Genomic DNA, 19,512 nt, shown 5'->3' with positions numbered 1-19,512 from the left:
ATCATGGAAGCTTTCACCACACACACCGGCCGGGCCGTCCCGCTGCGCCGCAGCAATGTCGACACCGACCAGATCATCCCCGCCCACTGGCTGAAGAAGGTCACCCGCGACGGCTTCGAGGACGGACTCTTCGAGGCCTGGCGCAAGGACGAGAACTTCGTCCTCAACCGCCCGGAGCGCAGCGGTGCCACGGTGCTGGTGGCCGGTCCCGACTTCGGCACCGGATCGTCCCGCGAACACGCCGTGTGGGCGCTGCAGAACTACGGTTTCAAGGCCGTCATCTCCTCCCGGTTCGCCGACATCTTCCGGGGCAACTCGCTGAAGAACGGTCTGTTGACCGTCGTCCTCGACCAGAAGGTCGTCGACGCGCTCTGGGAGCTGAGCGAGGCCGACCCGACCGCCGAGATCACCGTCGACCTGGAGGCGCGCCAGGTCCGTGCCGAGGGCATCACGGCCGACTTCGAGCTCGACGAGAACGCCCGCTGGCGACTGCTGAACGGGCTGGACGACATCAGTCTCACCCTTCAGAACGAAGCGGACATCGCGACTTATGAGGTGGCAAGACCGACCTTCAAGCCGCGTACAATTAACGCCTGAGCAGCGCGTTTCCAGGACTGCGCCCCCTGCCATCTGGTAGGGGGCGCAGTCGCTTGTTGAGACCCCGTCGGGCGACAACTCGCCCCAGATGGCACAATCGGTGCATGGAACGCGACAGCCAACTCAAGCTTTACGGCCAAGTCGCCGACCGATTGAAGGAAGCGCACACAAGAGTGCGCGCACTGCAAGTCCCGGAGGGCGTAAGGATGGCGCTGTCCCGGAAGCTGTTGGTCATCACGGCCGCGGCTAAGCACGATCTCCCGGATGCGGCAAGGCGTCTGGACCGGTTGATGAAGGACCTCGATGAGGGCCGATTCCCCGAAGGTGACTGACTCTGCGGAACTGCGCAGCGGTCGACTTCGTTGCGGCACTAGGGTGATTAGCCCGTTTCGTGTTTGATTTGCGGTATATATCTGCCTAACGTGCGAAAACGCTTGAACACTTTCGTTCTGGCAATGTCTCCGAAGGGGAAGACGTGAACAAGGCGCAGCTCGTAGAAGCGATTGCCGACAAGGTCGGCGGCCGTCAGCAGGCCGCAGACGCCGTCGACGCGGTGCTCGACGCGATCGTCCGTGCGGTTGTCGCGGGGGACCGTGTCTCGGTCACCGGCTTCGGCTCGTTCGAGAAGGTCGACCGCCCCGCCCGCTACGCCCGCAACCCGCAGACGGGTGAGCGGGTGCGGGTCAAGAAGACCTCGGTGCCCCGCTTCCGCGCGGGGCAGGGCTTCAAGGACCTGGTGAGCGGCTCGAAGAAGCTCCCCAAGCACGATGTGGCCGTGAAGAAGGCGCCCAAGGGCAGCCTCACGGGCGGTGTTGCCCGTACGACGGCCAAGGCCGCGGCCAAGAAGGCCACCGCCAAGAAGGCCGTCGCGAAGAAGGCCGTGACCGCGGCGAAGACCACCGCCGCCAAGAAGACCACCGCGAAGAAGACCACCGCGGCGGCCAAGAAGACCACGGCGGCGGCCGCGAAGAAGACCACCGCCGCGGCGGCGAAGAAGACGACGGCCGCCAAGAAGGCCGTCGCCAGCAAGACCGCGCCCGCCAAGAAGGCCACGGCGAAGAAGGCGCCCGCGAAGAAGGCCACGGCACGTAAGACCACGGCGAAGAAGGCCACTGCACGGAAGAAGTGAGGCCGAGCAGCGCAGGGCTACTCACGCGCCGGGCCGGGCTCCCCTCGGGGAGCCCGGCCCGCGGGCTTTTGTGGGCAGTGCGCCGAGCCGTTCAGAACGTCTGCAGCGTCACCAGCGTGATCTGTAGATCCGCGCCCTCGCCGGTGACCTCGATCCGCACCCGCTGCCCCGGACGCAACAGCCGCAGACCGCCGGCGTCGAAGGCCCGGGCGTCGAATTCCACCGGGGTGCCGTCGTCGAGCAGCACACTGCCGGAGCGGGTCTCGGGGTCGTACGTGTACGAGGTCGCCTGCATGAACAGCAGCCTATCGGTCCCCGAGGGGCGCTCCGGCGGCCCAGCGCCCCGCCGTGTGCGGGCCGACGCCCAGGGCCAGGGCCGCCCGCAGATCGTCGCCGGTGTCCACGTCCTGGCGGACCGAATCGATGCCGGTCAGGCTGATTTCCACCGCCCCCGAGTCCAGATGCCGGGCCCGGGAAGAACCGCCGAAAGCCGGTCGCAATTCCACTCCCGGTGCAGCCGACAGAAATGTTGTACCGATTCCCGCCGCATCAGTAACAAATGCGCGGGGAAATTCGGCGGAAAAATTGAGCACCCGGGACAATTCTCCGGGGCGCAGCGCGGGCAGATCCGCATTGAGGGCGGCGAGAGCCGCCCCCGGCCGCTCGGCCCGCACGGTCCGCTCACCGTGCGCGAGGGCGGCGTTGAGCCCGTGGTCCGGTTCGTCAGGAACGACTCGAGCCCCGAGTGCCGCGAGAGCCGCCCCGGCCTCCGTGTCGTCCGTGACGACCACCACATCCCGTACCGCCGGGCAGGACAGGGCGGCGGCCACGGTGTCCCGGGCGAAGGCGAGGGCGAGCCGCGGGCGCAGCGCGGCGCCCGTCGCAGGCGCGAGCCTGCTCTTGGCCCGTGCCAAGGGCTTCAACGGGACGACCAGTGACCAAGGACCGGCCGGGTCGGTGTTCGTGGCGATCTGCCTCTCGATGCGCATCGCCGCTTATTCTCGCCTGCCGGTGCGAGAACCCGGGGGTTCGGTCCCGAAGGCGGGGCGTACGGTGTTCTCGACAGAGCAGGGGCCTGGGGCGAGACTTGACCGTCGGTAGCCAGGCAGCAGTCAGGTTCTTAGAGGAAGGTGTCCGAGTGTCCCGCCGCAGAATCGGCTTCTGGTACCGCCTGGCGGCGGTCATCGCAAAACCGCCGTTGGTGGTTCTGTTCAAGCGTGACTGGCGGGGGATGGAACACATTCCGGCCGACGGCGGATTCATCACTGCGGTCAATCACAACTCGTATCTGGACCCGCTTTCCTACGGTCACTTCCAGTACAACACCGGACGGGTGCCGCGGCTTCTCGCGAAGGCGGGCCTCTTCAAGACCCCCTTTGTCGGAATGATGCTGCGCGGCACCGGACAGATCCCCGTATACCGCGAGACGACCAATGCGCTGGACGCCTTCAGGGCCGCCGTCGCCGCCATCGAGCGCGGTGAATGCGTCGCCTTCTACCCGGAGGGCACCCTCACCCGCGACCCCGACATGTGGCCGATGGCCGGCAAGACCGGTGCGGCCCGCGTCGCGTTGATGACGAAGGCCCCGGTCATCCCGGTCGCCCAGTGGGGCGCCAACCTGGTCATGCCGCCGTACGCCGAGGAGAGCAAGCTCCGGCTCTTCCCCCGCAAGACCCTTCAGGTGCAGGCCGGACCGCCTGTCGACCTCTCCCGGTTCTACGACAAGGATCCGACGCCGGACGTCCTGCGCGAGGCGACCGAGGCCATCATGGCTGCGGTGACCGCGCAGCTGGAGATCGTGCGGGGCGAGAAGGCGCCCGCGGAGCCGTACGACCACCGCAAGGCCCGTGCAGAACAGCGGCGCAAGGCCGAAGGAAAGGGACCCAAGTGACGCACCCCGCAAAGGCAGCCGTCTTCGGAACCGGCTCATGGGGTACGGCCTTCGGCATGGTTCTCGCCGACGCCGGCTGCGAGGTCACCCTCTGGGGTCGTCGCGCCGAAGTCGCCGAGGCCGTCAACAGGACCCGTACCAACCCGGACTATCTGCCGGGAATTGAACTTCCCGCGTCGATCCGGGCCACCACCGACGCCGCAGAGGCGCTGCACGGCGCCGACTTCGCCGTGCTCGTGGTGCCCTCGCAGACGCTGCGCGCCAATCTCGCCGACTGGGCCCCGCATCTCGGCTCCGACACCGTCCTCGTCTCGCTGATGAAGGGCGTCGAACTCGGCACCGCGAAGCGGATGAGCGAGGTCATCGAGGACGTCACCAAGGTCTCCGCGGACCGCGTCGCCGTCATCACCGGCCCCAACCTGGCCAAGGAGATCGCCGAACGCCGCCCCGCCGCGGCCGTTGTCGCCTGCCAGGACGAGTCCGTGGCCCAGCGACTCCAGACCGCCTGCCACACCTCGTACTTCCGCCCGTACACCATCACCGATGTGGTCGGTGCCGAACTCGGCGGCGCGGTCAAGAACGTCATCGGTCTCGCCGTGGGTATCGCCGACGGCATGGGTCTCGGTGACAACGCCAAGGGCTCGCTCATCACCCGCGGTCTCGCCGAGACCACCCGTCTCGGCCTCGCCATGGGCGCCGACCCACTGACCTTCTCCGGACTCGCGGGCCTCGGCGACCTGGTGGCGACCTGCTCCTCGCCGCTGTCGCGCAACCACACCTTCGGCACCAACCTCGGCCGCGGCATGACGCTGGAAGAGACCATCGCCGTCACCAAGCAGACCGCCGAGGGCGTCAAGTCCTGTGAATCAGTGCTTGATCTGGCGCGCAGGCACGGCGTCGACATGCCCATCACCGAGACGGTCGTCGGCATCGTCCACGAGGGCAAGCCCCCGATGGTCGCACTGGGCGAGCTGATGTCGCGCAGCGCGAAACCCGAGCGACGCTGACGGGTTTGCCGGGGGAGGAGCTGAAGGGGGGCGCAAGCCGGTGAACGTTCGCGGTCATCGCTCCAGCGGCCCCGGCCACGCTGACGCGAGTGGTACCAGCAGGTACGCTCAACGCGATATGAGCAGCGAGAACCTCCCCCAGAGCCCGGAGCAGCAGCTCCGCAAGCCGCGCGTGGCCGTCGTGTTCGGCGGCCGCAGCTCCGAACACGGCATCTCGATCGTCACGGCGGGCGCCGTCCTGAACGCCATCGACCGGACGAAGTACGACGTCCTGCCGATCGGCATCACGACGGAGGGCCGCTGGGCGCTCACCGCCGACGAGCCCGAGCGCATGGCCATCGCGGACCGGCAGATGCCGGACGTGGCCCAGCTGGCCGAGTCCACCGAGGGCGGCGTGGTGCTCTCCGTCGACCCCGGCAGCCGCGAAGTGGTCTACAGCGAGCCCGGCTCGGTCCCCAAGGCGCTCGGCGAGGTCGACGTCGTCTTTCCCGTGCTGCACGGCCCCTACGGCGAGGACGGCACCCTTCAGGGACTCCTGGAGCTCTCCGGTGTGCCGTACGTCGGCGCCGGGGTGCTCGCCTCGGCGGTCGGCCAGGACAAGGAGTACATGAAGCGGGTCTTCACCTCGTTCGGGCTGCCGGTCGGCCCGTACGTCGTGGTACGTCCCCGCGAATGGGACACGGACCCTTCCGCTGCCCGCAAGCGCATCGTGGACTTCGCCGGTGACCACGGCTGGCCGCTCTTCATCAAGCCCGCCCGGGCCGGCTCGTCGATCGGCATCACCAAGGTCGACGATCTCTCCGGTCTCGACGAGGCGATCGAGGAAGCCCGCCGTCACGACCCCAAGTTCCTGGTCGAGTCGCTGCTGCGCGGCCGCGAGATCGAGTGCGGGGTGCTGGAGTTCGAGGACGGACCGCGCGCCAGCGTGCCCGCCGAGATCCCGCCGGTGACCTCGCACGACTTCTACGATTTCGAGGCCAAGTACATCGACTCGGCCTCCGGGATCGTGCCCGCCCCGCTCACCGAGGAGCAGACGGCCGAGGTTCAGCGGCTGGCGGTCGACGCCTTCGAAGCCGTGTCCTGCGAGGGCCTGGTGCGGGCCGACTTCTTCCTCACCGAGGACGGCAGCTTCGTGATCAACGAGATCAATACGCTGCCGGGCTTCACCCCGATCTCCATGTACCCGCGGATGTGGCAGGAGAGCGGCGTGAGCTACCAGGAGCTGGTGGACCGGCTGATCCAGGCCGCGTTGAACCGGCCGACCGGCCTGCGCTGAGAAGACGAGACCCGCGCCGTAGGGCGTGTGCTCCCTGGCGGGAGCGCACGCCCTACAGGCTGCTGGGGACCGTCTTGCGGATGGCTGGGCCGAACGCGGCCAACGGGGTCGCGTCATGGGCATACGCCTTCGAGAGGCTCACCTCGACGTACGCCTTGCGGTAGGTCGTCGTAAAACGCGGACCGGCGTCTTCCGGCTGCTCCAGCAGCCAGTTGACGCCGTCCGCATCGGTCCCCCTCGCCATGGGGTCGTCCATCTTCGCGGGCCGGGGGACACCGCAGCGCAGTACGATCGCTCCGTCGCCCCACTCGGCGGTCAGTTCGGACTTCGTCCCGGTGTCACCGCGGTCGAGTCCGGCAACGGTCTTCGGCAGCTCCTTGTGCAGTGCACGGCAGTAAGCTGCGGCTTCCGGTGACGGCGTGGGAACCGTGATCGACGCCGCGGCGTCGGTCGAGGAGCAGCCCGCGGCGGCCAGCAGCAGCGCGGCTACGGACGGACCGAGAAACACGGGGTGGCGGAGCCGGCGCAATGATGTCACCGGCCCAGCGTAGACGGGGACTACAGATGAACGACCGGGCAGGTCAGGGTTCTGGTGATGCCTTCCACTTGCTGGACCTTGGCGACCACCATGCGGCCGAGTTCATCGACCGTGTCGGCCTGGGCGCGCACGATCACGTCGTAGGGGCCGGTGACGTCCTCTGCCTGGATCACTCCCGGAACTTTGGCGATGGTCTCGGCGACGGTCGACGCCTTGCCCACCTCGGTCTGAATAAGGATGTACGCCTGTACCACGGAACCTCCAGGGCGGCCACGAGGATCATGTGGGGGAAAGGGACGCCACGGTATCGCGTTGCCGCGGGCCGCGGGGAGACCTACGGGGCGGTTGACGTCCACAGCGTGGCGCACGCAAGACACAAGTTGACGTATCTCTTGACAGTACCGACAGCAGTGACGGCCCGCGACCGCATGTGCAGCGGTGCGGAAGAGCGTTGCGGGAGGGGGACAGACATGCCGATGAGAACCGGTGCAGACTGCTCCCTGCGGCGGCGGCCGGTCCACGATCCGGACCCCCGGCCGCTGAAGCAGCCCGGACGAACGTCCGGGGCGATAGATGAGAGGTGAGACTCGGTGAAGGGAACCGTGGGCGAGTTGGGGGAGTTCGGGCTCATCAGGGAGCTCACTTCCCGGCTCACCACCACTCCGGCGGTACGGCTCGGCCCCGGCGACGACGCCGCGGTCGTGTCCGCTCCCGACCGCAGGGTCGTGGCCAGTACGGACATCCTGTTGGAGGGACGGCACTTCCGTCGCGACTGGTCGACGGCGTACGACGTCGGCCGCAAGGCCGCCGCCCAGAATCTCGCCGACATCGCCGCCATGGGCGCCGTGCCCACCGCGCTGCTGCTCGGCCTGGTCGTCCCCTCCGAACTCCCGGTCACCTGGGCCGGCGAGCTGATGGACGGCATCCGTGACGAGTGCCAGGTCGCCGGCGCGGCCGTGGTCGGCGGCGATGTGGTGCGCGGCGAGACGATCACCGTCTCGATCACCGCACTCGGCGATCTGCGCAACCATGAACCGGTCACCCGGTCCGGCGCCCAGCCCGGCGACGTCGTCGCCGTCACCGGCTGGCTCGGCTGGTCCGCTGCCGGATACGCCGTGCTCTCCCGCGGCTTCCGCTCGCCCCGCGCCTTCGTCGAGGCCCACCGGCGCCCCGAACCGCCGTACCACGCAGGCCCCGCGGCCGCCGGACTCGGCGCCACCGCGATGACGGACGTGAGCGACGGACTCGTCGCCGACCTCGGGCACATCGCCGAGGCCAGCAAGGTCCGGATCGATCTGCGCTCCGGACTCATCGACATCCCCTCGCAGATGTCCGACATCGGGCAGGCCGTCGGCGTGGACCCGCTGCAGTGGGTGCTGACCGGGGGAGAGGACCACGCGATCGTCGCGACCTTCCCGCCGGACGTGAAGCTGCCCGCCCGCTGGAAGGTGATCGGCGAAGTCCTCAACCCCTCGGCGCTGCCACAGGTGACGGTCGACGGGGCGCCCTGGACCAGCAAGGGCGGCTGGGACCATTTCGGGGACATCGAGGACGCTCAGTAGATTTCGGCGTATGCCCATATCCGCTGCTGTACCCGCCCGTGTACGCACCGTCGCCGGTTCCGGTTCCGATTCCGGTGGCGGTGCGCGCATTCAGGCCGATCCGAAGACGATGCCGACGCTCGGTGTGCACGCAATGAGCGTGCTGACCGCCGTCACGGCCCAGAACTCGCCGGGGATGCAGAGCGCCTGGGAGTCTGCCCGTCGATGCCGTACGCGCCCGGTACCGCAGCGTGGTGGACGGCACCGTGATCGAAGCGGGCTTCCCGCTGGGCGCCGGAATCGGCCCCGTCACCGTCCACCACACCGGCGGACGCGCACCGCGTGAGGGCCCCAGGAGCACAGCAAAAAGCCGGTCCACCGAGGTGGACCGGCTTTTTGGGCAACCGGAAGGCTGCGCTACGACGGGAACGTCAGCGCGCGACCTTGCCGGCCTTGATGCACGAGGTGCAGACGTTGAGCCGCTTCGGCGTCCGACCGACCACGGCACGCACGCGCTGGATGTTGGGATTCCAGCGACGGGACGTACGGCGGTGCGAGTGCGAAATGTTGTTGCCGAAGCCCGGCCCCTTGCCGCAGACGTCGCAGTTGGCAGCCACGGGTCACTCCAAAGACTTCAGGTGCACTTACAGTGAATTCCGGCGCGCCGGATTCATTTGACTGAAGTGGCGGCACCGGGGGAATGGCCCGACTCTCATCGGGCAACCGAAGCAGCATACAACGGCTGCGTCGGTGGAACGAAACTACCATGGGTTCCGCCGCCCCCTGTCCCGCCCCTGTCCCCGCCGGACTCGGCGCACGGGGCTACTCTGCGGTGCAGCCGGCCACCCGGCCGATTTCGAGGAGGACCGACAGGTGCCGCAGACCGCCGACGACATGGACGCCGTCGCGGTGCGTACCTGGTGCTCACTGGCCCTGGAGGCACTGGGCCGGGAGCGCGAGGCGATCGACGCGATCAACGTCTACCCCGTCGCCGACGGGGACACCGGTACGAACCTCTATCTCACAGTGGAGTCCGCGACCCAGGCCGTCGAAGCGGTCTTCGCCGCCCATGAGACCGGTACGACCGTGCCCGTCGCCGCCGACGCGGTGCGGGCCATGGCGCACGGAGCACTGATCGGTGCGCGCGGAAACTCCGGCACGATCCTGGCCCAGCTGTTGCGCGGCATGGCAGGGGTGCTGGCCGACGGGCACGACGCGGACCATCTGCGCCGGGCGCTCACCAGGGCCGCCGCAGCCGCCCGGCAGGCCGTCGCCCACCCCGTCGAGGGCACCGTGCTGACCGTGGCCACCGCAGCCGCCGAGGCCGCCGGGCGCGCGGCGGACGACGCCGGAACCGCGGCGGTCGCACGGGCGGCGTACGAGGGAGCGTGGACGGCCCTGGAAGCGACCCCGGGACAGCTCGCCGTCCTCGGACGGGCGGGCGTCGTGGACGCCGGCGGACGGGGCCTGGTGACGGTGCTCGGGGCGCTCGTGGAAGCGGTCTCAGGGCGGGCTCCCGAGCGCACATACGTGGCCGTGCCCGCAGCCGTGATCCCTGTGCCGCAGGACTGCGCGGAGGGCGGACCGGCCTTCGAGGTCATCTACCTGCTGGAGGCCACGGACAACGCCGTGGACCGGCTGCGGACCCGGCTCGACAGGCTCGGCGACTCGCTCGTGGTGGTGGGCGGCGACGGGCTGTGGAACGTCCATGTGCATGTCGACGACGCGGGTGCGGCGGTGGAGGCCGGTGTCGAGGCGGGGCGGCCGTACCGCATCCGGATCACCCACTTCGGCGCGGACCGGGTGCACCCCCACACCGAACCCGTGCAGCGCGCGGTCGTCGTGGTGGTCCCCGGCGACGGGCTCCGCGGCCTGTGCAAGGAGGCCGGGGCGACGACGGTCCTGGCGCGCCCCGGGGAGCCGCCCGCCAGCGGCGAACTGGTCGACGCGATCCGCCGGGCGCACGCCCACGAGGTGGTTCTGCTGCCCAACGACGCGGAGCTGCGCCACACCGCCGCTGCCGCCGCCGAACAGGCCCGCGCAGAGGGCGTCCGGGTCGCCCTGATCCCGACCCGGGCCGCCGTCCAGGGCATCGCGGCCCTCGCCGTCCACGAACCCGACCGCAGCTTCGACGAGGACGTGGTGGCGATGACCGCCGCGGCCGGTGCCACCCGCTACGCCGAACTGGCCGTCGCCGAGCGGCAGTCCTGGACCATGGCGGGTATCTGCCAGGCCGGCGACATCCTGGGCCTGATCGACGGCGACGTCGCGGTCATCGGCGAGGACGTACCGGAAACGGCCCGGAACGTGCTGGACCGCATGCTGGCGGCGGGCGGCGAACTGGTCACCCTGGTCCTCGGCGAGGACGTCCCCGACAGCCTGGCCGACGAGCTGGAGGAGCACGTACGCGAGGGCTATCTGGCGGTCGACACGGTGGTGTACCGGGGCGGCCTCCAGTGCGCTCCGCTGCTGATCGGGGTGGAGTAGGGCGGGCTGCGGCCGGCGCGGGTGTCCTCAAGCGCCGGACAGGTTCGATTTCCGCACCTGTGCGACGGACGCGCGCGTCGGAGAGTGTCCTCTCCGATCAGCGGATTCCGGTGTTCCGTGTGGTGCCCGGCGGACATCTGTCAGTGGTGTGGTGTGCAATGGATCGCGTGTCTGCGTTCGATGAACCCCTCAAGAAGCTGCTCGGCGGAGCCACCGCGAAGGTGATGGCCGAACACCTCGACCTGCATACGGTCGGTGATCTGCTGCACCACTACCCGCGACGGTACGAGGAGCGCGGTCGGCTCACGGCGCTGACCGACCTTCCGCTGGACGAGCATGTGACGGTGGTCGCCCAGGTGGCCGACGCACGCATCATGATGTTCAACAACGGCCGCGGCAAGCGCCTCGAAGTGACCCTCACCGACGGCAACGGCCGCCTCCAGCTGGTCTTCTTCGGTCATGGCGTCCACAAACCGCACAAGGAGCTGTTGCCGGGCCGGCGGGCGATGTTCGCGGGCAAGGTCTCCGTCTTCAACCGGAAGATGCAGCTGGCCCACCCCACGTACCAGCTGCTGGACGCCGAGTCCATCGACGGGGCCGAGGCCACGGAAGCGGTGGACGCGTTCGCCGGGCGGCTGCTGCCGATCTACCCGGCCTGCAAGCAGCTGGACTCGTGGCGGATCGCCAAGGCAGTCGACACCGTGCTGCCCAGTGCGCGGGAGGCCGTCGACCCGCTGCCGCCCAGTCTGCGCGAGGGCCGCGGGTTCACCCCGCTCCCGGAAGCGCTGCTGAAGGTCCACCGCCCGCAGACCAAGGCGGACATCGCACAGGCCAGGGACCGGCTGAAGTGGGACGAGGCCTTCGTCCTCCAGGTCGCGCTGGCCCGCCGCAGATACGCCGACACCCAGCTCCCGGCAGTGGCCCGCAGACCCAGGCCCGGCGGACTGCTCGACGCCTTCGACGCCAAGCTGCCCTTCACCCTCACCGAGGGACAGCAGAAGGTCTCCAAGGAGATCTTCGACGACCTGGCGACCGAGCACCCGATGCACCGGCTCCTCCAGGGCGAGGTCGGGTCCGGGAAGACCATGGTCGCGCTGCGCGCGATGCTCGGTGTCGTCGACGCGGGCGGGCAGGCCGCCATGCTCGCGCCCACCGAAGTGCTCGCCCAGCAGCACCACCGCTCCATCACCGAAATGATGGGCGAGCTGGCCGAGAACTGGGGACTGTGGCGCGAAGCGCCTCCTCAGGAGGGGCGGCGGTCGGGCGACGGGCGGGCGCTCGGCGGCTCCGGACAGGGGACGAAGGTGGTGCTGCTCACCGGCTCCATGGGTGTCGCGGCCCGCCGCCAGGCCCTGCTCGACCTCGTGACCGGCGAGGCCGGGATCGTGATCGGCACACATGCGCTGATCGAGGACAAGGTGCAGTTCCACGACCTGGGCCTGGTCGTCGTCGACGAACAGCACCGCTTCGGGGTGGAACAGCGCGACGCCTTGCGCTCCAAGGGAAAGCAGCCGCCGCATCTGCTGGTCATGACCGCGACCCCCATTCCCCGTACGGTCGCCATGACCGTCTTCGGCGACCTGGAGACCTCCGTACTGGACCAGCTGCCGGCCGGCCGCTCGCCGATCGCCAGCCATGTCGTACCCGCCAAGGACAAGCCGCACTTCCTCAGCCGCGCCTGGGAACGGGTCCGGGAGGAAGTGGAGAACGGGCACCAGGCCTATGTGGTCTGCCCCCGCATCGGCGACGACGCCGAGGACGAGGCGGCGGGCAAGAAGGGGAAGAAGAAGGCGGCCGAGGACGACGGCGAGAAGCGCCCGCCACTCGCCGTCCTGGAGATCGCCGAACAGCTCGCCAAGGGCCCGCTCGCAGGTCTGCGCGTCGAGGTGCTGCACGGCAGGATGAACCCCGACGACAAGGACGACGTGATGCGCCGCTTCGCCGCGGGCCAGGTTGATGTCCTCGTCGCCACCACCGTCATCGAGGTCGGGGTCAACGTCCCCAATGCCACCGCCATGGTGATCATGGACGCCGACCGGTTCGGGGTCTCCCAGCTCCACCAGCTGCGCGGCCGGGTCGGCCGCGGCTCCGCCCCCGGACTCTGTCTGCTGGTCAGCGAGGCCCACGAGGCCAGCCCCGCCCGCGCCCGGCTCTCCGCCGTCGCCGCCACCCTCGACGGCTTCGAGCTGTCCCGGATCGACCTCGAACAGCGCCGCGAGGGCGATGTCCTCGGCCAGGCCCAGTCCGGGGTCCGCTCCTCGCTGCGGATGCTCACCGTCATCGACGACGAGGAGGTCATCGCCGCCGCCCGCGAGGAGGCCGCCACGATCGTCGCAGCCGACCCGGAGCTGGAAAACCTGCCCGAGCTGCGGATCGCGCTGGACGCGCTGCTCGACAAGGAGCGCGAGCAGTACCTCGACAAGGGGTGACAGGTGCGCGGGCCCCATCCGCCACGACGCCATATCGTGGGTGGCACGGCGCCGCAGCATCCTGTGGGCCACCCACGAACCGAGGATCAGACACCCATGACCCGCGTGATCGCCGGCTCGGCCGGCGGACGCCGCCTGGCCGTCCCGCCCGGCACCGGCACCCGCCCCACCTCCGACCGTGCACGCGAGGGCCTCTTCTCCACCTGGGAAGCCCTCCTGGGCAGCCTCCACGGCATCCGTATCGCGGATCTGTACGCGGGTTCCGGCGCCGTCGGCCTGGAGGCACTCTCCCGTGGCGCGGTCCACGCCCTGCTCGTCGAGGCCGACCCCAAGGCCGTCCGCACCGTCCGGGACAACGTCCGCACACTCGGCCTGCCCGGCGCCGAAGTCCGTACCGGCAAAGCCGAACAGATCATGACGGGACCGGCGCCCGCGGAGCCGTACGACGTGGTGTTCCTGGACCCGCCGTACGCCGTGACCGACGACGATCTTGGCGAGATACTGCTCACACTCCGTGCCCAGGGGTGGCTCACAGCCGACGCCCTCGTCACCGTGGAACGCAGCACCAGAGGCGGAGAATTCAACTGGCCCAAGGGATTCGAGCCACTGCGGGCCCGTCGCTACGGCGAGGGAACGCTTTGGTACGGTCGCGCCGCCTCTACGTGCGAAGACGCACGATGACCGGACCGGAGAGCGAGGGAACCAAGTTGCGCCGCGCCGTCTGTCCGGGGTCATTCGACCCCATCACCAATGGACACCTCGACATCATTGGCCGTGCCTCGAAGCTGTACGACGTCGTACATGTCGCGGTGATGATCAACCAGTCCAAGAAGGGCCTGTTCACGGTCGACGAGCGGATCGACCTGATCCGCCAGGTCACCGCGGACTTCGGCAACGTCGAGGTCGAGTCCTTCCACGGTCTCCTGGTCGACTTCTGCAAGCAGCGCGACATCCCGGCGATCGTGAAGGGCCTGCGGGCCGTCAGCGACTTCGACTACGAGCTGCAGATGGCCCAGATGAACAACGGTCTCTCCGGCGTCGAAACGCTCTTCGTGCCGACCAATCCCACCTACAGCTTCTTGTCGTCCTCCCTGGTCAAGGAGGTCGCCACCTGGGGCGGCGACGTCTCCCACCTGCTGCCCCCGGTGGTCCATGAAGCCCTCACCGAACGCCTTGCTCAGCACTGAAGAACTGACGGACCGTCACCAGGTGTCGGGCGGGCGCCGACTGGCCGTACAGTCGTCCCGTCCGTCTCCAAATCGGCTGTAGAGAGTGGCGAGCACACGGTGGACGTGCAGAAGAAGCTCGACGAGATCGTCGAGACGGTCGGGAGCGCCCGGTCCATGCCCATGTCGGCTTCGTGCGTGGTCAACCGCGCCGAGCTGCTCGCGATGCTCGAAGAGGTACGCGAGGCCCTGCCCGGCTCGCTCGCCCATGCCCAGGAGCTCATCGGCGGCCGGGAGCAGATGGCCGAGCAGGCCCGTCAGGAGGCCGAGCGGATCATCGAGACCGCGCAGGCCGAACGCACCTCGCTGATCTCCGGGACCGAGGTCGCCAGGCAGTCCCGCAGCGAGGCCGACCGCATCCTCGGCGAGGCCCGTCGGGAGGCCGAGGAGGTCCGTGCCGAGGCCGACGAGTACGTCGACAGCAAGCTCGCCAACTTCGAGGTCGTCCTCACCAAGACCATCGGCTCCGTCGACCGGGGCCGCGAGAAGCTCCTCGGCCGTGGCCAGGCCTTCGACGAGCAGGGATACGAGGACCCGGACTTCGCCGAGGCCCCCGAGCGCAGTACCGACCCGGCCACGCTCCAGCGCCGTGCGGACGAGTACGTCGACACCAAGCTCGGCGCCTTCGAGGCCGTGCTCGCCAAGACCCTGGAGGCGGTCGGCCGCGGCCGGCAGAAGCTGCACGGCCGGGTCGCCACCGACGAACTCGGCGCGCACGTGGCCGCCCAGGACGCTGCGGGCAATCAGGGGCACATGAGCGACGAGGACCACTGGGCCGGCCTCGCCGGGCTCGCCACCCCGGAGCCGCAGCCGGTGCACCAGCAGGTCCAGCCGCACTTCCCCGCCCAGGCCCAGCCGAGCTACGCGGAGACGTACGCGTATCAGGAGCAGCCGCAGCAGGACGTCTACGGCTACCAGCAGCAGCCGGACCCGTACGCCGCCTATCAGCAGCAGGGCTACGACCAGAGCCAGGCCCAGATCCCGGTCCAGGGGTACGACGGCTGGCAGCAGCAGCCCATGCAGCCCCAGCAGGCGCTCCAGCCGCAGGGTGAGAGCGCCCTCGACGAGACCAGCCTGTTCGACACCAGCATGATCGATCTGGACCAGCTCCGCCGGTACGAACAGGAGCGCTGACCGGGCGGCGGACAGCCGGGGCGGACCGGATTGGGAGCTGGGCGGCGCGTCCAGTATCCTGGCTCTTCGGTCGCGCGTATGTCCGCGATCCCGGCTGCCCGTTTCGAATCCGAATCCGGTCGGCCCTCCCCACGATGCGCGATGCACATGATTTCGAAAGCAGGAAAAGCCCTGAACGGCCACCTCGACCACCGAAACCCCCTCGTGTTCGATACGCACGAGCTGGGTCGGCGTCCTGGTGCCCTGCAGCGGCTGACCCGCTCGGTGGACGCACCCGGTTCACCGGCCCTCGGCATCGACGGGGTCATCGGTGTGCCGGAAGGCGCACCCGTGGAGCTGGATCTCCGTCTCGAATCGGTCATGGAAGGGGTGCTTGTCACAGGCACCGCCCGTGCGTCGGCCGAGGGGGAGTGCGTAAGGTGTCTGGAGCCGCTGCGCCAAGAGGTTGTGGCGGACTTCCAGGAGATGTTCTCGTACCCTGACGCCGATGACCGGGGCCGCAGCAGCAAGGCGGAACCGGCCGACGACGCCGAGGACGACGAGGACAGGCTCTTCATCGAGGACGGCCTGTTCGACCTCGAACCAGTGCTGCGCGATGCGGTGGTGCTCGCACTGCCGATGCAGCCGGTGTGCCGGGAGTCCTGTGCCGGTCTGTGTTCCGAATGCGGAATCAGGCTGGACGAGAACCCCGGTCACCACCACGATGCCGTCGACATCCGTTGGGCGGCATTGCAAGGACTCGCCGACACCGTTCAGGACGGCGAGAAGGACAACATGGGCGGCGCCGAAGCGGGCGTCGACGAGAAGCAGGAGAAGTAGCCGTGGCTGTTCCGAAGCGGAAGATGTCGCGCAGCAACACGCGCCACCGCCGGTCGCAGTGGAAGGCTGCGGTCCCCACCCTGGTTTCGTGTGAGCGTTGCCAGGAGCCGAAGCTGCAGCACATCGCGTGCCCCAGCTGCGGCACGTACAACAAGCGCCAGGTCCTCGAGGTCTGAGCGGCTGGTGAGAGGCCCGATGTCTGAGTTGTCCAACGCCAAGAAGCAGGCAGACAACGTCAACACAGCCTCGTCCCACACGCTTCTGGAAGGGCGGCTCGGGTATCACCTCGAGTCCGCCCTTCTGGTGCGTGCGCTGACCCATCGTTCGTACGCATACGAGAACGGCGGTCTGCCCACCAACGAACGGCTCGAATTCCTCGGGGATTCGGTGCTCGGCCTGGTGGTCACGGACACGCTGTACCGCACCCACCCCGACCTGCCCGAAGGCCAGCTGGCCAAGTTGCGGGCCGCGGTGGTCAACTCGCGTGCACTTGCGGAAGTGGGCCGCGGCCTCGAACTCGGCTCCTTCATCCGGCTCGGCCGTGGTGAAGAGGGCACGGGCGGCAGGGACAAGGCGTCCATCCTCGCCGACACCCTTGAAGCGGTGATCGGCGCGGTCTACCTCGACCAGGGTCTCAGCGCGGCCTCGGAGCTGGTCCACCGGCTCTTCGACCCGCTGATCGACAGGTCCTCGAACCTCGGCGCCGGCCTGGACTGGAAGACCAGCCTCCAGGAACTCACCGCGAGCGAGAGCCTCGGCGTCCCCGAGTACCTCGTCACGGAGACCGGCCCGGACCACGAGAAGACCTTTACTGCTGCTGCTCGCGTCGGTGGTGTCTCGTACGGCACCGGCACCGGCCGTAGCAAGAAGGAAGCGGAGCAGCAGGCGGCGGAGTCTGCCTGGCGTGAGATCAGCGCCGCCGCGGAAGCGCGGGAGGCTGCGGCGAAGACCGCCGCCGACGGAGGGGCCGCCGACACCCCTGCCAACCCGTCGCCGTCCACGGACGCCGCTCCGGCCTGACCCGAGAACCCCCTCGGTGCCTTGCGCACCGAGGGGTTTTTCCTGCCCGGATATTCTTTTCATCTCTTCAGTTCACTTCTCCAGGAGCGACACCGTGCCTGAGCTGCCCGAGGTCGAAGTCGTACGACGTGGTCTTGAGCGCTGGGTCACCGGCCGAACCGTCGGCGACGTCGAGGTGCTGCACCCGCGCGCGGTCCGCCGCCATCTCGCGGGCGGCGTGGACTTCGCGGCCCGGCTCGGCGGCGCCCGCTTCGGAACGGCCATGCGCCGCGGCAAGTACCTCTGGGTGCCGCTGAACGATGCGTCCAGCTCACTGCTGGGCCACCTCGGCATGAGCGGCCAGCTGCTCGTACAGCCGCAGGACACCCCCGACGAGAAGCATCTGCGCGTCAGGATCCGCTTCGACGACTCGCTCGGCACCGAGTTGCGCTTCGTCGACCAGCGGACCTTCGGCGGGCTCTCTCTCCACGAATGTGCCGCCGACAGCACGGACGGGCTGCCCGACACCATCGCGCACATCGCCCGCGACCCCCTGGACCCGGCGTTCGACGACGACGCCTTCCACACCGCGCTGCGCCTGCGCCGTACGACGGTCAAGCGCGCCCTGCTCGACCAGTCGCTGATCAGCGGCGTCGGCAACATCTACGCGGACGAGGCGCTCTGGCGCACCAAGCTGCACTACGACCGGCCCACCGCAACCCTCACCCGCCCCAAGTCGGCCGAACTGCTGGGCCATGTCCGCGACGTGATGAACGCGGCGCTCGACCAGGGCGGCACCAGCTTCGACAGCCTCTACGTCAATGTGAACGGCGAGTCCGGCTACTTCGACCGCTCGCTCGACGCGTACGGGCGAGAGGGCGAGCCCTGCCACCGCTGCGGTACGCCGATGCGCCGCCGCCCGTGGATGAACCGCTCCAGCTACTTCTGCCCGCGCTGTCAGCGACCGCCGCGCACGGCTTCCTGAGCGCCGGTCTCCGGACTCGGGTGGGCCTCGTCGTAACGGTCACGGGCCTGGAGCACGTCAGGCATCCGGCCCTCGACGAGCTCGATCAGTCCGAGCAGCCGCTCGGCGACCTGCCGGCCCAGAGAGGTCAGCTCGTAGTCGACGCGCGGGGGATTGGTCGGCTGGGCCTCGCGGTGGACCAGACCGTCCCGCTCCAGGGCGTGGAGCGTCTGCGAGAGCATCTTCTCGCTCACCCCGTCGACCCGGCGACGGAGTTCGTTGAAGCGGAAGCTGCCCTCGTACAGCGCTCCCAGCGTCAGACTGCCCCAGCGCCCGGTGACATGCTCCAGAGTGCCGCGTGAGGGGCACTGTCTGGAGAACACATCAAAAGCGAGCGCATCCAGACGGGTGTTCTCGTCCATGCCGACCAGCGTACGCCGCACAGCGCTTACCGCTGGGGTGCGCTTTCTCCCGGTGAGCGCGTCTCGGGAGTGCTCAGAAGCCGAAGTCCTGGGTCCACCAGGGGCCACCCGCACCGAAGTGCACGCCGACGCCGAGCGTCTTGTAATCGCAGTTGAGAATGTTTGCCCGATGGCCGTCGCTGCTCATCCAGGAGTCCATCACGGCCTGCGCGTCGGCCTGGCCGCGGGCGATGTTCTCGCCCCCGAACCCCTGCACACCGGCCTTCGAGGCGCGGTCCCAGGGGGTCCGGCCGTCGGGGTCGGTGTGATCGAAGAAGCCGCGGGTAGCCATGTCGTCGCTGAAGTCCTGGGCCAGTGAGGCCAGTGAGGCGCTGGCGGTGACGGGGCTGCAGCCGGCCTTCGCGCGCTCCTGGTTGACCAGGGTGAGCACAGCGGCCTGTGCGGAGCCGGCGGCGGCCGACGTCGGCTCCACGGACCTGCGGGCGGCCGGAGTGGAGGCCTCGGCCGTCGGTGCGGCCGACGACTTGTCGACCGTGGCCGGGGCGGTGCTCTTCCCGGCTTCCGTCGCAGCGGACTCGGACGACGTCGGAGATTCGGACGGCTTTGCCCGCCCGGTCGGTCCGGACGTCTTCGGCGCGGAGGCGGACGACGGGGAACCGGTGGGGGACTTTGCCTTCGTCGCGCCGTCGGCGCGCCCGACGCCGCGGCCGGCCGCGGCGGACGCGGTGGCGCGGTCGGCAGGGGCGGTGGTGGAGGTGCCCTGGGTCAGCAGATCCGGGGCCCCCTCGGTACGCACCTGGTCGGCAGCCGTGTCGCCGCCGACCGTGTAGGTGTCGCCGCCGGGCAGCAGACCGGAGGCGATCGCCACGGCCCCCACGGCAAGGGCCGCGGACGCGCCGATCAGTCCCGTACGAACAGGTATCCCGGACCGCTTCCTATGGCGCGCACCCCGGTGCCGGCCCGCGTCCCCCGCTGCCTGGTGCTCAGTGGCAGGAACTGCGGCGGAGCGTCGATGGCGTCCCATCTGCTGAGCCCTTCCGGGGGTCTGGACGC

At 69.4% G+C, this 19,512-nt stretch carries 23 protein-coding genes and 1 pseudogene; 17 read left to right on the top strand and 7 right to left on the bottom strand.

The genetic code is table 11. The annotated features are described in order from the left end of the window. Nucleotides 1–3: 3 nt before the first annotated feature. The 3 genes from leuD to ACIPEK_RS03335 all read left to right on the top strand — a co-directional run bounded on the left by leuD (nt 4) and on the right by ACIPEK_RS03335 (nt 1,726). Nucleotides 4–597, top strand: coding sequence for a 3-isopropylmalate dehydratase small subunit (gene leuD / locus ACIPEK_RS03345; RefSeq protein WP_401990013.1), 594 nt, complete (start codon nt 4–6; stop codon nt 595–597). Between the two features lie 104 nt (nt 598–701). Next, the gene (locus tag ACIPEK_RS03340; RefSeq protein ID WP_072487271.1) at nt 702–929 is read left to right on the top strand and encodes a hypothetical protein; all 228 of its coding nucleotides are present in this window, start codon (nt 702–704) and stop codon (nt 927–929) included. 143 nt (nt 930–1,072) lie between these two features. After that, on the top strand, nt 1,073–1,726 hold the full coding sequence (locus ACIPEK_RS03335) for an HU family DNA-binding protein (RefSeq protein ID WP_401990011.1): 654 nt from the start codon (nt 1,073–1,075) through the stop codon (nt 1,724–1,726). A gap of 91 nt (nt 1,727–1,817) precedes the next feature. Here ACIPEK_RS03335 and ACIPEK_RS03330 read toward each other — a convergent pair whose 3' ends face one another. After that, the gene (locus tag ACIPEK_RS03330; RefSeq protein WP_383077743.1) at nt 1,818–2,021 is read right to left on the bottom strand and encodes a hypothetical protein; all 204 of its coding nucleotides are present in this window, start codon (nt 2,019–2,021) and stop codon (nt 1,818–1,820) included. A 10-nt stretch (nt 2,022–2,031) separates the two neighbouring features. Then, nucleotides 2,032–2,715, bottom strand: a complete 684-nt coding sequence (cofC, locus tag ACIPEK_RS03325; protein ID WP_401990008.1) for a 2-phospho-L-lactate guanylyltransferase — start codon at nt 2,713–2,715, stop codon at nt 2,032–2,034. A gap of 149 nt (nt 2,716–2,864) precedes the next feature. Here cofC and ACIPEK_RS03320 point away from each other — a divergent pair, with 149 nt between their 5' ends. The 3 genes from ACIPEK_RS03320 (at nt 2,865) to ACIPEK_RS03310 (ending at nt 5,900) form a co-directional block, all read left to right on the top strand. Continuing rightward, the gene (locus ACIPEK_RS03320) at nt 2,865–3,617 is read left to right on the top strand and encodes a lysophospholipid acyltransferase family protein (RefSeq protein WP_401990005.1); all 753 of its coding nucleotides are present in this window, start codon (nt 2,865–2,867) and stop codon (nt 3,615–3,617) included. Continuing rightward, nucleotides 3,614–4,624, top strand: a complete 1,011-nt coding sequence (locus ACIPEK_RS03315) for an NAD(P)H-dependent glycerol-3-phosphate dehydrogenase (RefSeq protein WP_383077738.1) — start codon at nt 3,614–3,616, stop codon at nt 4,622–4,624. The genes ACIPEK_RS03320 and ACIPEK_RS03315 overlap by 4 nt, the downstream gene beginning before the upstream one ends. A 118-nt stretch (nt 4,625–4,742) precedes the next feature. Then, complete coding sequence (locus ACIPEK_RS03310; protein WP_401990002.1) at nt 4,743–5,900, top strand: D-alanine--D-alanine ligase family protein; 1,158 nt, start codon at nt 4,743–4,745, stop codon at nt 5,898–5,900. Nucleotides 5,901–5,952: 52 nt separating this feature from the next. Here ACIPEK_RS03310 and ACIPEK_RS03305 read toward each other — a convergent pair whose 3' ends face one another. Both ACIPEK_RS03305 and ACIPEK_RS03300 read right to left on the bottom strand, forming a co-directional pair. Next, nucleotides 5,953–6,438, bottom strand: coding sequence for a DUF3515 domain-containing protein (locus tag ACIPEK_RS03305; protein ID WP_383077734.1), 486 nt, complete (start codon nt 6,436–6,438; stop codon nt 5,953–5,955). Between the two features lie 20 nt (nt 6,439–6,458). Then, complete coding sequence (locus tag ACIPEK_RS03300) at nt 6,459–6,692, bottom strand: Lrp/AsnC family transcriptional regulator (protein ID WP_093899132.1); 234 nt, start codon at nt 6,690–6,692, stop codon at nt 6,459–6,461. Nucleotides 6,693–7,028: 336 nt separating this feature from the next. Between ACIPEK_RS03300 and ACIPEK_RS03295 the strand changes: the two genes are divergently transcribed. After that, on the top strand, nt 7,029–8,000 hold the full coding sequence (locus tag ACIPEK_RS03295) for a thiamine-phosphate kinase (protein WP_383077732.1): 972 nt from the start codon (nt 7,029–7,031) through the stop codon (nt 7,998–8,000). Between the two features lie 10 nt (nt 8,001–8,010). Then, nucleotides 8,011–8,257, top strand: a pseudogene (locus ACIPEK_RS03290) (bifunctional hydroxymethylpyrimidine kinase/phosphomethylpyrimidine kinase); the annotation flags it as partial. A 153-nt stretch (nt 8,258–8,410) separates the two neighbouring features. On the opposite strand, the gene rpmB reads toward ACIPEK_RS03290, so the two are convergent. Further along, nucleotides 8,411–8,596, bottom strand: a complete 186-nt coding sequence (gene rpmB / locus ACIPEK_RS03285; RefSeq protein ID WP_030928661.1) for a 50S ribosomal protein L28 — start codon at nt 8,594–8,596, stop codon at nt 8,411–8,413. A gap of 256 nt (nt 8,597–8,852) precedes the next feature. On the opposite strand from rpmB, the gene ACIPEK_RS03280 reads away from it, so the two are divergent. The 9 genes from ACIPEK_RS03280 (at nt 8,853) to mutM (ending at nt 18,058) form a co-directional block, all read left to right on the top strand. After that, entirely contained in the window at nt 8,853–10,466 is a 1,614-nt protein-coding gene (locus ACIPEK_RS03280) for a DAK2 domain-containing protein (protein ID WP_401989997.1), read from the top strand. 158 nt (nt 10,467–10,624) lie between these two features. Continuing rightward, a complete protein-coding gene (recG, locus tag ACIPEK_RS03275) occupies nt 10,625–12,895 on the top strand; it encodes an ATP-dependent DNA helicase RecG (RefSeq protein ID WP_401989994.1) in 2,271 nt (756 codons plus the stop codon). A 96-nt stretch (nt 12,896–12,991) separates the two neighbouring features. Further along, nucleotides 12,992–13,576, top strand: a complete 585-nt coding sequence (gene rsmD, locus ACIPEK_RS03270) for a 16S rRNA (guanine(966)-N(2))-methyltransferase RsmD (RefSeq protein WP_401989991.1) — start codon at nt 12,992–12,994, stop codon at nt 13,574–13,576. 26 nt (nt 13,577–13,602) lie between these two features. Then, complete coding sequence (coaD, locus tag ACIPEK_RS03265) at nt 13,603–14,082, top strand: pantetheine-phosphate adenylyltransferase (RefSeq protein WP_327278009.1); 480 nt, start codon at nt 13,603–13,605, stop codon at nt 14,080–14,082. 99 nt (nt 14,083–14,181) lie between these two features. Beyond that, the gene (locus tag ACIPEK_RS03260) at nt 14,182–15,255 is read left to right on the top strand and encodes a cell division initiation protein (RefSeq protein ID WP_401989988.1); all 1,074 of its coding nucleotides are present in this window, start codon (nt 14,182–14,184) and stop codon (nt 15,253–15,255) included. Nucleotides 15,256–15,402: 147 nt separating this feature from the next. After that, nucleotides 15,403–16,074, top strand: a complete 672-nt coding sequence (locus ACIPEK_RS03255) for a DUF177 domain-containing protein (RefSeq protein ID WP_266357563.1) — start codon at nt 15,403–15,405, stop codon at nt 16,072–16,074. Between the two features lie 2 nt (nt 16,075–16,076). Beyond that, nucleotides 16,077–16,250, top strand: coding sequence for a 50S ribosomal protein L32 (gene rpmF / locus ACIPEK_RS03250; protein WP_003965982.1), 174 nt, complete (start codon nt 16,077–16,079; stop codon nt 16,248–16,250). A 19-nt stretch (nt 16,251–16,269) separates the two neighbouring features. Continuing rightward, nucleotides 16,270–17,094: a ribonuclease III gene (gene rnc, locus ACIPEK_RS03245; protein WP_383077722.1), complete on the top strand. Its 825-nt coding sequence runs from the start codon at nt 16,270–16,272 to the stop codon at nt 17,092–17,094. A 94-nt stretch (nt 17,095–17,188) separates the two neighbouring features. Continuing rightward, the gene (gene mutM, locus ACIPEK_RS03240; RefSeq protein WP_401989983.1) at nt 17,189–18,058 is read left to right on the top strand and encodes a bifunctional DNA-formamidopyrimidine glycosylase/DNA-(apurinic or apyrimidinic site) lyase; all 870 of its coding nucleotides are present in this window, start codon (nt 17,189–17,191) and stop codon (nt 18,056–18,058) included. On the opposite strand, the gene ACIPEK_RS03235 is transcribed toward mutM, so the two are convergent. Then, on the bottom strand, nt 18,031–18,459 hold the full coding sequence (locus tag ACIPEK_RS03235) for a winged helix-turn-helix transcriptional regulator (RefSeq protein ID WP_383077718.1): 429 nt from the start codon (nt 18,457–18,459) through the stop codon (nt 18,031–18,033). The two genes, mutM and ACIPEK_RS03235, sit on opposite strands and share 28 nt — an antisense overlap. Before the next feature lie 73 nt (nt 18,460–18,532). Further along, nucleotides 18,533–19,483: a CAP domain-containing protein gene (locus ACIPEK_RS03230; RefSeq protein ID WP_401989980.1), complete on the bottom strand. Its 951-nt coding sequence runs from the start codon at nt 19,481–19,483 to the stop codon at nt 18,533–18,535. Nucleotides 19,484–19,512 lie beyond the last annotated feature (29 nt).

Source organism: Streptomyces sp. NPDC088246, from assembly GCF_044741025.1.
GTDB lineage: Bacteria > Actinomycetota > Actinomycetes > Streptomycetales > Streptomycetaceae > Streptomyces.
The sequence above is the reverse complement of the archived record's forward strand: the minus strand, read 5'-3'. Positions and strand labels throughout refer to the sequence as shown.